General features: G+C 71.7%; 10 protein-coding genes and 1 pseudogene. 3 read left to right on the top strand and 8 right to left on the bottom strand.

The genetic code is table 11. The annotated features are described in order from the left end of the window. Positions 1 to 45 precede the first annotated feature (45 nt). The gene (locus ACLJQE_RS15025) at positions 46 to 948 is read left to right on the top strand and encodes a hypothetical protein (protein WP_410639817.1); all 903 of its coding nucleotides are present in this window, start codon (positions 46 to 48) and stop codon (positions 946 to 948) included. Positions 949 to 1,050: 102 nt separating this feature from the next. Continuing rightward, entirely contained in the window at positions 1,051 to 2,661 is a 1,611-nt protein-coding gene (locus ACLJQE_RS15020; protein WP_410639816.1) for a succinic semialdehyde dehydrogenase, read from the top strand. A 121-nt stretch (positions 2,662 to 2,782) separates the two neighbouring features. Here the strand turns inward: ACLJQE_RS15020 and ACLJQE_RS15015 are convergent, their stop codons facing one another. From ACLJQE_RS15015 to ACLJQE_RS14980, 8 genes and pseudogenes are all read right to left on the bottom strand, one after another. Next, a complete protein-coding gene (locus ACLJQE_RS15015) occupies positions 2,783 to 5,797 on the bottom strand; it encodes a helix-turn-helix transcriptional regulator (RefSeq protein ID WP_410639815.1) in 3,015 nt (1,004 codons plus the stop codon). Positions 5,798 to 5,857: 60 nt separating this feature from the next. After that, positions 5,858 to 6,067 carry a hypothetical protein gene (locus ACLJQE_RS15010; protein ID WP_410639814.1) on the bottom strand — a complete coding sequence of 70 codons (210 nt, stop codon included), beginning with the start codon at positions 6,065 to 6,067 and terminating at the stop codon, positions 5,858 to 5,860. 153 nt (positions 6,068 to 6,220) lie between these two features. After that, the gene (locus ACLJQE_RS15005; protein WP_285989744.1) at positions 6,221 to 6,424 is read right to left on the bottom strand and encodes a DUF397 domain-containing protein; all 204 of its coding nucleotides are present in this window, start codon (positions 6,422 to 6,424) and stop codon (positions 6,221 to 6,223) included. A 15-nt stretch (positions 6,425 to 6,439) separates the two neighbouring features. Then, positions 6,440 to 7,342, bottom strand: a complete 903-nt coding sequence (locus ACLJQE_RS15000) for a helix-turn-helix domain-containing protein (RefSeq protein WP_410639813.1) — start codon at positions 7,340 to 7,342, stop codon at positions 6,440 to 6,442. Positions 7,343 to 7,689: 347 nt separating this feature from the next. After that, positions 7,690 to 8,586 (bottom strand): acyl-CoA thioesterase, encoded by an 897-nt coding sequence (locus ACLJQE_RS14995; RefSeq protein ID WP_410639812.1) that lies wholly within the window; start codon positions 8,584 to 8,586, stop codon positions 7,690 to 7,692. A 36-nt stretch (positions 8,587 to 8,622) separates the two neighbouring features. Further along, entirely contained in the window at positions 8,623 to 10,047 is a 1,425-nt protein-coding gene (gene pyk, locus ACLJQE_RS14990; RefSeq protein ID WP_410639811.1) for a pyruvate kinase, read from the bottom strand. Between the two features lie 91 nt (positions 10,048 to 10,138). After that, positions 10,139 to 10,804: a DUF2461 domain-containing protein gene (locus tag ACLJQE_RS14985; RefSeq protein ID WP_410639810.1), complete on the bottom strand. Its 666-nt coding sequence runs from the start codon at positions 10,802 to 10,804 to the stop codon at positions 10,139 to 10,141. A 59-nt stretch (positions 10,805 to 10,863) separates the two neighbouring features. Further along, positions 10,864 to 11,990 (bottom strand): annotated as a pseudogene (locus tag ACLJQE_RS14980) (glycoside hydrolase family 18 protein). Between the two features lie 151 nt (positions 11,991 to 12,141). Between ACLJQE_RS14980 and ACLJQE_RS14975 the strand changes: the two are divergent. Then, complete coding sequence (locus ACLJQE_RS14975) at positions 12,142 to 12,441, top strand: ArsR/SmtB family transcription factor (RefSeq protein ID WP_410640304.1); 300 nt, start codon at positions 12,142 to 12,144, stop codon at positions 12,439 to 12,441. The last annotated feature ends 201 nt before the right edge of the window (positions 12,442 to 12,642 follow it).

Below are 12,642 nucleotides of genomic sequence, written 5' to 3'. Positions count from 1 at the left end.
CGGGGGATTTCGTGGTCCAATCCCCTCCGAGCGAGGGGAGTTCCGATGACCGCCGCCCCGTACCCCTACCCCTACGGCCCGCCACCCGCACCGCCGCCGGCCGACCCGGGTGCCGTCTTCCGGCTGTTCGCCGCGATCCTCGGCGCCCTCGCCGCGGTGCTGGTGATCGCCGGGTCCTTCTTCCCGCAGACGACGTTCGAGCAGGTGGTGAACGGGGAGACCGAGAGCAGCCAGACGATCAGCGCCTGGTCACGCTCGTTCGCCGTCGAACCCGGCGAGGAGGCGAAGAAGTTCTACGACCAGACCCACGTCGCCCGGTACGGCATCCCGCTCACGGCCGGCGCGGTCGTGCTGCTGGCCGGGGCCGGCCTGGCCTTCGCCGGCGCGCGCCGCTCGGCGGGGCCCGGCCTGCGTTCGGGTGCCCGGACGGCACTGGTGGCGGGGGCGGCCGGGGTCGCCGCGGCGGTCTGGATGCTCGGCATGGACGTCTCGGCGACCTTGAGCTACGAGTCCGACGAGGGGACGGTCAGGTCGCACTACACGACCGGGATCGGGTTCTGGCTGCTGGTCGGCGGCGGGATCGTCGCCGTGATGGCACTGGTGTCCGCGGCGCTCGCCGGGCGGCGGGCACCCGCCGCGGCCCCGGCCGGGCCGCCCCCGGGGCCGTACCCGCAGCAGCAGTCGCAGCCCTATCCGGTGCCGCCCCGGCAGTACGCGCAGCCTCATCCGGGATATCCCGCGTCGCAGCCGTTTCCCGCCCAGGCCCCGCCGCCGCAGACCGGCGCGCAGCCGCCGCCCCCGTACGGCGGTCCGGCGTCGCAACCGTTCCCGGCGCAGCAACCCGACGATCCCTACGGCGGCGCCACGCAGGCTCAGCGGCACCCGGCCCAGCAGGACCCGACCGAGCCGAACTACCAGCTGCCGCCCCTGCACCCACCCAATACGTGAATCTTATTCACATCACACTGGACAGCTGACGTACCGACGGTATGGTGTACTGATCGGTAACTTCCGCGCGACGTCGCGCGGACTCCGCGGAACGGAGACGTCATGACCAGCACGACCCCCGCGAACGCAGTCGAAGACACCACGCTGCCGCCGACCGTCGGCGGTGTTGCCGGGGCGCCGGGCTCGGCTCGGGCGGCCCAGCTCGTCGCCCGCGTGACGGGCGGCGCGGACTCGGCGCCGATCCGGATGCGGGCGCCCTTCACCGGGCTGCCGATCGCGACGCTGCCGCAGGCCACCGACGCCGACGTCCGCGCCGTGTTCGCGGACGCGCGCACCGCCCAGCCGGCGTGGGCGGACCGCTCCCCCGCCGAGCGCGCCCGCGTCCTCACCCGCCTGCACGACCTGGTGCTCGCCCGGCAGGACGAGGTGCTCGACCTGGTCCAGGTCGAAGCCGGCAAGGCGCGGCTCGACGCGTTCGACGAGGTCAGCGCAACCGCGCTGGTCGCGGCCTACTACGGCAGGCACGCGGCGAAGCTCCTCGCGCCCCGCCGCGTCGCCGGCGTCATCCCCGGCCTGACCAGGGCGGGCGAGCTCCGCCACCCCAAGGGCGTCGTCGGGATCATCTCGCCGTGGAACTACCCGCTCGCCCTGACCGCGATGGACGTCCTGCCGGCGCTGGCCGCGGGGAACGCCGTCGTGCAGAAGCCGGACAACCAAACCGCGCTGTCCGCGCTGTGGCTGCACGAACTCGCCGAAGAAGCCGGGTTGCCCGCCGGCACCTGGCAGATCGTCCTCGGCCGCGGTTCGAAGATCGGCACGGCGCTCGTCGAGGAGTCGGACTACCTCTGCTTCACCGGTTCGACGCCGACCGGCAAGGAACTGGCCGGGCAGGTGGCGAAGCGGCTGACGTCGTACTCGCTGGAACTCGGCGGCAAGAACCCGATGGTCGTGCTGCCCGACGCCGACATCGCGAAGGCCGCGACGGGCGCGGTGACGGCGTGCTTCTCCTCGGCCGGGCAGCTGTGCGTGTCGGTCGAGCGGATCTACGTCCACGAGGACATCCGCGACGAGTTCACCCGCGCCTTCGTCGCCCGCACTGCCGCGCTGCGGCTCGGCGGCGCGCTCGATTACCACGCCCAGATGGGCTCGCTGACGTCGGAAGACCAGCTCGCCACCGTGTCGGCGCACGTCGAGGACGCCCGCGCGAAGGGGGCTTCGGTGCTCACCGGCGGCCATGCCCGGCCCGACCTCGGCCCGCTGTTCTACGAGCCGACCGTGCTGTCCGGCGTCACCCCGGACATGCTGCCGTACGCGGCGGAGACGTTCGGGCCGGTCGTCTCGATCTACGGCTACACCGACGTCACCGACGCGATCGAGCGGGCCAACGACACGCCGTTCGGGCTCAACGCCAGCGTCTGGTCCCGCAACGGCCGCGCGGGCTGGGAGGTCGCGGCCCGGCTCAAGGCCGGGACGGTCAACGTCAACGAGGGTTACGCGGCGACGTTCGGCAGCGTCGGCGTCCCGATGGGCGGGATGAAGGACTCCGGCGTCGGCCGCCGCAACGGCGCCGAAGGCCTGCTGAAGTACACGGAGTCCCAGTCCATCGCCCTCCAGCGCGGCCTGGCCCTGCGCCCACCCCGCGGAATCCCGGGCTCGCTGTGGTCCCGCGGCATGACGTTCGGCCTCAAAGCCCTCCGCCGCCTCCCCCGCTAACGTACCCGGACGGTCGGTTCGCGTACCTGGACAGTCGGGTCGCGTACCTGGACAGTCGGGTCGCCGTCCGACCCTCCAGGTACGCGAGCCGACCCTTCCGGTACGCGAGCCGACCGTTTGGTTACGCGGTGGGGGCGGTGAGGAGGCCGCGGTCGTAGGCGATCGCGACCGCTTCCGCGCGGCGGCTTGCGCCCAGTTTGGCCATCACGCGGGAAAGGTGGACGCTCACCGTTTTTTCGCTGATGTAGAGCTCTTCGCCGACCTGGCGGTTCGTGCGGCCGAGGGCGACGCGCTCGAGGACGTCGCGCTCGCGGTCGGTCAGCGGGTCGGTGACCGTGCGGGCCGGGGCCGCCGGTTCGACGCCCGCCAGCTCGACGCGGGCGCGGTGCGCGAGGTCGCGGACGGCGTCGCGCAGCGGGATCGCGCCCAGCCGGACCGCCACCGCGTGGGCCGCCTCCAGGGCCGCGCCCGCGTCGGCGTCCGCGGCCAGCCGGGCCTCGGATTCGTGCCAGCGGCAGATCGCCTGCTCGTACACGGCGCCGTAGCCGAACGCCTTCACCGCGGCCGCCCACTTCTCCGCGTCGCCGCGGCCGGACAGGCAGGTCGCCGCCGCTTCCAGGCGGAGCAGCCACGCGCGGCCCTCCGGACCGAGCGTTCCCGAGCGCGGCTGGCCGACGACCGAGCACATCCGGCCGTGCGCCAGGAACCGTTCGCCGGCCGCCACGGCGACTCCGGCCGCGGCCTGGTCACCGTGGACGCGGGCGTCGGCGGCCAGCCTGGCCGCCGCGGAGACGCCGAGCGCGGCCACCCGGATGCCGGCCAGCAGGCCGGTTTCGATCCGCTCCAGCCAGCCGATCAGCTCGTCGGCCTGGCGCACGGCCTCGGCGTGGGCGCCGCGCCAGTACGCCAGCTCGATTCCGGCGCCGCCTGCCGACAGCGGGATCTGCAGGTCCGCCGTCCAGTGCTGCCGCAGCCCGCCGAGCAGCTTCGCGGCCTCGTCGAACCGGCCGCGGGCGACGACGAACAGCGACCAGATGGCCAGGATCCGCGCGGCGACGGCGCTGGACACCCCGCGCCCGGCCCGCCCGGCGCTCTCGTCCGGCCAGTCGCCCATCAGGTAGCGCAGCGTCAGCTGCCGCGCGCGCAGCTCCAGCCCGTAGACGCTCCAGCTCAGCCCGGCTTCCTCGGCCCGCGCGACGCCGTGTGTGGCGTGCTCCAGCGCTTCGGCGAACTCGCCTTGGTCGTCGTGGCTCAACGCCAGGAAGTAGGTCGCGCGGATCTCGGTGTTGTACGCGCCCACGTCGCGTGCCTTGCACTGGGCCTGCCGCAGCCGCTGCCGGGCCTCGGCGGCGTCGCCCCGCGAATCGGCCAGCGTGCCCAGGGTGACCAGCGCCGACGCCTCCGCACCGGCCGCGCCGACCGCCTGGGCGTCGACGACCGCGGCGAACGCGCTGTCGAGCGCCGCCTCGGGCTGATCGAGGATCCGCAGGAACCCGGCGCGGCTGGCCAGCACCCAGGCGCGTGCCGAGCCGGGTTCGGTGTCCTTCACCAGGTCCCAGGCCCGCTCGATGGCGGCGACCGCCTCGTCGAGGGTGCCCTCCAGCGCGAGCAGCGCGTCGGCCAGCCGCCGCCACACCTTCGCGGCCCGGTCGTTCGGGACGTCGGGGGTCAGCGCCTGGGTGGCGGAGCGGGCGAACGCGGCGGCCCGCTCGGGCTCGCCGGACGTCCCCGCGAAGTACGACGCTTCGTAGAGCAGCTTCAGCTCGTCGAAGCCTTCGGGCCGGTCGGCCGGGGTGACGGCGTCCCAGATGGACAGTGCCTGTTCGACGTGCTGCAACGCCGACCCGGGCGCACCCAGCTTCTCGGCCTCGTCCATCGCGCGCAGCAGCGCCGGGAGCGCGGTGGCCAGATCGCTGCTCTGCATCGAGTGGTAGGCCAGCTTCGCGTCGTGGCCTCGCCCCTGCGGCCGCGCCTTGATCCGGGCCGCATACGCCGCGTGCGTACGCGACCGTTCCCCCGGCAGCAGGTCGCCGTACACCGCTTCCTGCAGCAAGGCGTGCCGGAACGTGTACGAGGCGTCCGAAAGCACCACCAGCACGTGGTGCTGGACGGCTTCCCGCAGTGCCTCGTCGAGTTCCAATTCGCCCAGCCCGGAGACCTCGGCGAGCGCGCCGTGCATGACCGGCTCGTTGGCCACCGAGATCACCCGCGCGACCCGGCGGGCGTCCGGCGAGAGCCGCTCGAGCCGGGACAGCAGCACCTCGGCCAGCCCGGCGGGCAGGTCGTTGCACTCGGCCTTGGTGGCGAGCAACTCCTCGGCGAAGAACGGGTTGCCCTCGGAGCGGGTGACGATGTCGGCCACGACGTCCGCCGCCAGTGGCTCGTCGGCCAGCGCTTCGACGAACTTGCGGGCGTCGGCCGCGCCGAAGGGGTGCAGGTCGACGCGCTCGACGGTGGCGAGCCGGACCAGCTCCGCGAGGAGGCCGCGCAGCGGGTGGCGCCGGTGCACGTCCTCCTCGCGGTAGCTGCCCACGACCAGGAGCCGCTGCGCCCGCAACCTGCTGAGCAGGAACGACAGCAGGTTGCGGGTCGAGGCGTCGGCCCAGTGGAGGTCCTCCAGCAGGATCACCACCGGCCGCGACTCGGCGATCTCGGTCAGCACCCCCAGTACCGCGTCGAACAACTGCAGCTGACCGAGATCCTGCTCCGGCCGGGGACGCACCATGGTCTCCCGGTCGTTCGAGGTCATGGGCTGGTGTTCGGCCGCCCGGGGCTCCTCGACGCCCTGGCCCTGGGGCAGCAGCCGCCCGAGCGCGGGCCGGGCCCGCACCGCGGCGGCGACCGCCGGGTCCGCCGCGCTGCCCAGCGGGGCGAGCGCCTCGGCGAACGGAAGATAAGGAAGGCCGCCCTCGCGGACGTCGATGCAGCGGCCGGTGAGCACCAGCGCACCGCACGCCGCGACGTGCTCGGCGAGCGCGGTCAGCAGCCGGGTCTTGCCGACCCCGGCGTCCCCCGAGAGCAGCACCGCGCCGGCTTCGCCCCGTTCGGCCCTGGCGAAGGCGGCGCGGAGCCGCCGCATCTCGTGGGTACGGGCGACGAGCGGGATTCCGGAGCCGAGTCTGGGCACGAGGAGCATTGTTGCTCACCCCACCGACAGTTTCCGACCACTTATCGCCATCGCCACCATCACCCGCCCCTACCGGGCGGTCTTGGCGGCACCGGCGGTCTCCCGCGCGGCCTCCCGGCGCTCCTGCTCGGGTACCTCGACGTCGGTCCGCGTGGCCCGCACGTGGCGGACGGCGCGGCGGGCGCGGGCGGCCCAGGCGCTGCGCCCGGCCTTCCGCAGTTCTTCGGCCCGGTACGCCGCTTCGGCGCGGACCGCGTCGAGCATCAGATCGCTGTGCATGGTGTTCCCCTGTCCCTGGCGGTTGGTAACACTCAGGTTCGTCCTGAGGGCCCACCCCAGGCATCGGGTGATCACGTAGGCATGGCCGCAAAAAGACCCCTTACGCCCGGCCGAGCCCAGCTCGGCGGGGGTAAGGGGTCTTGTCCAAGCGCCTCAGTCGTGCGCCGGGCCGCCGGTCCGCACCGCGGCCAGCAGCCCCCGCCAACCCGACGCGGGCAGGCGGAACGCACCCCCTTCGGGGTCCTTCGAGTCGCGCACCGCGGCCCCGCCCGCGACGAACGCGACCTCGACGCAGTCGTTGCCGCCGCCGCTGTGGCTGCTCTTGCGCCACCGCGCCCCGGAGAGTTCTGCTTCCATGGTCCCCACCACTCCTTACTCTGTCCTCGGTTCCGGATGGTGCACCGGCCCCGGTACGGCCGCCTGTTCGGCGAACCGTCCGGCCGCCTCGGCGATCAGGTCCACCGAGTCGTCCGGTTTCAGTGCGGCCGCGCGCAGATGGTCGAACATCAGCCCGTAGCGCCGCACGTCTGTGGGTTCTTCCAGGTAGAGGCCGCTGGACGTGCTGTCGTCGACGTAGACGACGTCCGGGTCGGCCTGCTCGGGGAAGCCCATGATGAGGAAGGGGCCTTCCATGCCGGGGTGCGCGCCGGCCCCGAACGGCACGACCTGGACGGTCACGTTCGGCTTCTCGGCGACGGCGACCATCCGGTAGAGCTGCTCGGCCATCACTTCGGGACTGTCGACCACGCGGCGCAGCACGGCTTCGTCCATCACCGCCCAGTACTCCGGCGGCGGGGTGTCGGACAGCAGTTCCTGGCGGGCCATCCGGGCGGCGACGCGGCGGCGGATCTCGGCCTCGTCGGCGTCCGGCCGCAGCGCGCGGATCACCGCGCGGGCGTACCGCTCGGTCTGCAGCAGCCCGGGCACCAGCAGGGCCTGGAACGCGCACAGCGAACTGGCGTCGGCTTCCAGCCCGACGAAGGTCCCGGTGAACACCTCGTTGTACGCGTGCCACCAGCCGCGCTTGCGGGCCTCCCTGGCCAGCTGGACGAGCGCCTCCTGCTCGTCGCCCATGATGCCGTAGAGCGCCAGCATGTCCCGGGCGTCACGCGGCGTGACGCCGACGTGGCCGGTCTCGATGCGGCTGATCTTCGAGGCCGAGCACTCGAGCTTTTCGCCCACCTCGTCGATGGTGAGGTCGGCGGCCTCGCGGAGCCGGCGCAGCTCGCTCGCCAGCCTCCGGCGGCGAACCGTGGGGCTCTGTCCCCTTGCCATCGCGGCACCTCCGGATGTCGAGTGCTATCTGTATCTAACCAGCCGGGCACGGAGTGGGTGGAGCATTAACACGGACGATTCCGGCACCGGATCTGCAATTTGCAGAATGCTCTTGTATCCTCGCACCCTGCACTGCCTCGGGCGCCTGACAGTCGGCCCGCCGTGGCTTCGACCGGCCTCTGAGCAGGGTAGACGATGACCGTGCGAAGTGCCGCGCGATCATCGGACGGAGGGGTCCGGGGCCGTCCCCCGATCGGTCCCGGGCCCCTCACCGGAGCCGAATGCCCTTTTCCGGCGACGGGTATTCGGGTTATCGGTCGCCCGTGAGGGTGATTTCCCGGCGAACTTCACAGGACGCGCAGGAGTCCTTCTTGGACGACCGTCGCGATCAGCGTGCCGTCCTGGCCGAAGAACCGGCCGGTGGCCAGACCGCGGGCACCGGAGGCCGTCGGCGAGGCGCTGTCGTAGAGGAACCACTCGTCCGCCCGGAACGGCCGGTGGAACCACAGCGCGTGGTCGAGGCTGGCCCCGAGGACCTTGTCGGTGTCCCAGTAGACGCCGTGGCGCGCGAGCACCGAGTCCAGCAGCGTCATGTCCGAGGCGTAGGTCAGCACGCAGACGTGCAGCAGCTGCTGGTCGGGCAGTTTCCCGTCGGCCCGCATCCACACCTGGTTGCGCGCGGGCCGCTCGCCGGTCTCCCGGGTGACCCACGGCGGCTCGTTGACGTACCGCAGGTCGATCGGCCGCGGCCGGGCGTGCGCGCCGATCGCGTACCCCTCGGCGCGTTCCATCAGCGTCGGCAGTGTGTCCGGCGCCGGAACGCCCTCCGGCATGGTCTCGGCGTGCTCGATGCCCGGTTCGTCCGCCTGGAACGACGCCGAGAGCGAGAAGATCGCCTTGCCGTGCTGGATCGCCACGACCCGGCGCGTGGTGAACGACCGGCCGTCGCGGATCCGGTCGACCTCGTAGACGATCGGCACGCTGGGGTCGCCGCCGCGGATGAAGTACGCGTGCAGCGAGTGGACCCGGCGTTCTTCTCCGACCGTGCGCCCGGCGGCGACCAGCGCCTGGCCGGCGACCTGGCCGCCGAACACCCGCACCGGGGAGTGGGCGGGCGAGACACCGCGGAAGATGTTCTCTTCGATCTTCTCGAGGTCGAGCAGCGCGATCAGGCGGTCGAGCACCGGCTGGCCGCCACCGGGGATCTCCGGTTCGGTGGCGGCCGTCCTGGCCAATTCAGTCATGGCAGGAGCTTAGGTGCATACCAAGCGGTCGGTCTCTCAAGCGTGGTCGTCTTCACCGAGCCGGTGCACCCGGATCAGGTTGGTCGACCCGACGGTGCCCGGCGGGGAACCGGCCACGATGACGACCAGGTCGCCCTTCTGGTACCTGCCCATCTCCAGCATCGCGTGGTCGACCTGCTGGATCATCTGGTCGGTGGAGCTGACCTGCGGGACGATGTGGGTGTTGGTGCCCCAGGTCATCGACAGCTGGCTGCGCACGCACTCCTCGGGGGTGAACGCCAGCAGCGGCAGCCGGGTGTGCAGCCGCGCGAGGCGGCGCACGGTGTCACCGGACTGCGTGAAGGCGACCAGTGCCTTCGCGTTGAGCCGCTCGCCGATGTCGCGGGCGGCGTAGGAGATGACGCCGCGCTTGGTGCGCGGGACGTGCGACAGCGGCGGCACGATCGGCGAGTCGGTCTCGACCGCCTCGATGATCCGGCCCATCGTCTGCACGGTCTCGATCGGGTACCGGCCCACGCTGGTCTCGCCGGACAGCATGACCGCGTCGGTGCCGTCGAGCACCGCGTTCGCGACGTCGGAGGCCTCGGCGCGGGTCGGCCGGGAGTTGTTGATCATCGACTCGAGCATCTGCGTCGCGACGATGACGGGCTTCGCGTTCTCGCGGCAGATCTGGATGGCGCGCTTCTGCACCAGCGGGACCTGCTCCAGCGGCAGCTCGACGCCGAGGTCGCCGCGGGCGACCATCACCGCGTCGAAGGCCAGCACGATGGCTTCGAGGTTGTAGACGGCTTCGGGCTTCTCGATCTTGGCGACGACCGGCAGCCTGCCCTTGCCGACCCGGTCCATCACCTGGTGGACCAGGTCGATGTCGGCCGGCGAGCGGACGAAGGACAGGGCGATGAAGTCGACGCCCAGCTCGAGCGCGAACTCGAGGTCTTCGATGTCCTTCTCGGACAGCGCCGGCACGGAGACGTCCATGCCGGGCAGCGAGACGCCCTTGTTGTTGCTGACCGGGCCGCCCTCGGTCACCTCGCAGACCACGTCCGGGCCCTCGACGCCCTTGACCACCAGGCCGACCTTGCCGTCGTCGACGAGCAGCCGGTCACCGGGCTTGGCGTCCCTCGCCAGGCCCTTGTAGGTGGTCGAGACGCGGTCGTGGGTGCCGGCGACGTCCTCGACGGTGATCCGGACGATGTCGCCGTTGTGCCACTCGACCGGGCCGCCGGCGAACGTGCCCAGGCGGATCTTCGGGCCCTGCAGGTCGGCGAGGACGCCGACCGCGCGGCCGGTCTCGGCAGCCGCGGCCCGGATGAGGTCGTAGACCTCCTTGTGGTCGCTGTGGCTGCCGTGGCTGAAGTTCATTCTGGCCACATCCATGCCCGCATCGACCAGCGCCCGCATCTTCTCCGGCGTGGCAGTGGCAGGACCCAGGGTACAAACGATCTTCGCGCGTCGGCTCACGTCCACATAGCGTAGACCCTCTTCGCGCGTTCGTCTGTACCGATCCCGAATGTTCAAGAAAGTGTTCAGAGACTCCCCTGGTCCACCTGCGTCAACGACGTGGTTGTTCACTGGGCCCGACCCGGTCGCGGGCCCATTCGTTGAACTCGCGCAGCTGCCGCCAGGCCTTCCGGACGCGGTCGAGGGCGCCGCGCTCGTGCAGGACGTCGTCGGGCTCCCAGCCGCGCACGGCGTACACCGACCGGTGGCGCAGCAGGTCCAGGCGCGGGTGATCGGCGTCGAACCCGCGGGGCTTCGACTTCAGCCGGTCGCCCTTGACCTCCCAGCCGGCGCGCTCGAGCTTGGCGAGGATCTTCCGCAGGGCCTCGCCGTGCAGCTCGGTGTCGACGGCCGTCCGGAACCGGGCGAGCTGGTCGGACGCGAGGTGGAAGCAGCCGCCGCCGACACGCAGGCCGTCCGGCCCGACCTCGACGTAGTAGGCCCCGCCGCCGCGGCCCTGCTCGATCACCGCGCCGCAGTGGGTCTTGTACGGCGTCTTGTCCTTGGCGAAGCGGACGTCGCGGTACGGGCGGAACACCTTGGGCTCGCCGAAGCCGTCGGAGAACTCGGGCGCCAGCTCGGCCAGCAGCGCTTCCATCGGGGCACGGACGTCGCTCTTGTAGGTCTCGACGTGGTCGTCCCAGTAGGGCTTGGAGTTGTCCTCCACGAGGCCGTCGAAGAAGTCGACGGCGTACTCGCCGAATCCGCTGAACTTCACGCCCGCGACGATAAACGGGGGCACCGGCAGAATCCGCCGGTGCCCCCGCGTGCGCCGTGTCACCTGGCGACGGCGGTGATCAGCTCGCCGTTCGCGGTGTCACCGGAGAGCTCCCAGAACATCGCGCCGCCCAGGCCCTGGGTCTTGGCGTAGGAGATCTTGCCGGCGATGGTCGCCGGGGTGTCGTAGCTCCACCAGTTGCTGCCGCACTTGGCGTACGCGGTGCCGGCGACCGTGCCGGTCGCCGGGCAGGAGGCCTTGAGCACCTTGTAGTCCTCGATGCCCTGCTCGTACTTGCCGGGCGCCGGACCGGTGGCGGAGCCGCCCGGGGCGCTCTGCGTGACGCCGGTCCAGCCGCGGCCGCAGAACCCGATGCCCAGCAGCAGCTTGCTGCCCTGGACGCCCTTGCTCTTGAGCTTCTGGATCGCCGCGTCGGAAGAGAAGCCGGCCGTCGGGATGCCGGCGTAACCGGTGAGCGGCGAGTGCGGAGCCGTCGGGCCCTGCGCCGCCCAAGCGCCGAAGTAGTCGTACGTCATGACGTTGTACCAGTTGACGTACTGCGCGGCGCCGCCGTAGTCGGCCGCGTCGATCTTGCCGCCGCTGGTGCCGTCGGCGGTGATCGCCGCCGTGACCAGCTTCGAGCCGAACTTCGCGCGCAGCGCCTGGAGCAGGTTCTTGAACGCCGCGGCGCCGCTGGTGTCGCACGACAGGCCGCAGGCGTTGGGGTATTCCCAGTCGATGTCGATGCCGTCGAAGACACCGGCCCAGCGCGGGTCGTTGACCAGGTTGTAGCAGGAGTTCGCGAACGCCGCGGGGTTCTTCGCGGCCTGCGCGAAGCCGCCCGACCAGGTCCAGCCGCCGAAGGACCAGAGGACCTTCAGGCCGGGGTGCTTGGCCTTGAGCTTCTTGAGCTGGTTGAAGCTGCCGGCGAGCGGCTGGTCCCAGTGTCGGCGACGCCGTCGACACTGCCCGCGGCGTCGTAGGTCTTCTGGTGGTCGGCGTAGGCGTCGCCGATCGCGCAGCCGCCGTTCGTCACGTTGCCGAAGGCGTAGTTGATGTGGGTCAGCTTGCTCGCCGAGCCCGACGTCTCGATGTTCTTGACGTGGCAGTTGCGGTCGTAGACACCCCATTCGGTGAAGTAGCCGACCACCTTGCCGACGGAGGCGTCGGTCGCGGCGGCGGCCACCGGGGCGGTGGCGCCACCCGCGACGACGGTGCCGGAGTGGTGAGGACCACACTCACCGCAAGTGGACTAGACCACTAGGTCAATGGTTCAGACCATCGAAGGTCCACATTCCTTGACAGGAATATGCCCGGCGGAGCACATTTCACGGGTGATGCAGACTTTCGACGTCCTCGCCGAGCCCCGGCGCCGGACCATCCTCGACCTGCTGCGCGACGGCGAGCGCTCGGTCGGCGAGCTGGTCGACGAGCTGGCCCTGAGCCAGCCCGCGGTGTCCAAGCACCTGCGCGTGCTGCGCGAAGCCGGGCTGGTGACGGTCCGGGTCGCGGCGCAGCGGCGGTGCTACGCGCTGCGCCCGGAGCCACTGGCCGAGGTCGACGCCTGGCTGGCGCCCTACCGCCGGTTCTGGTCGGACCGGCTGGACGCGCTGGAACGCCGTCTCGACGAAACCTGAGCCACGCCGGTCCCCAGCGCCCCAATGTGGCCTTGGTTGCGTTGAACGCACCGAAGGCCACCTTGGGTGCGTTCAATAGGGCTTTGTTAGGGGTTGTTGATCTTGTGATGTGATCGTGGTGTGGATCTCGGTGCGGTGCTGGCGCTGAATGGGGAGCTGGAGCGGTTTGTCGCGGAGGTGTTCGTGCCGGGGCAGCCGGCG

It is taken from the genome of Amycolatopsis sp. lyj-346 (genome assembly GCF_046548975.1).
Taxonomy (GTDB): Bacteria; Actinomycetota; Actinomycetes; order Mycobacteriales; family Pseudonocardiaceae; genus Amycolatopsis.
The sequence above is the reverse complement of the archived record's forward strand: the minus strand, read 5'-3'. Positions and strand labels throughout refer to the sequence as shown.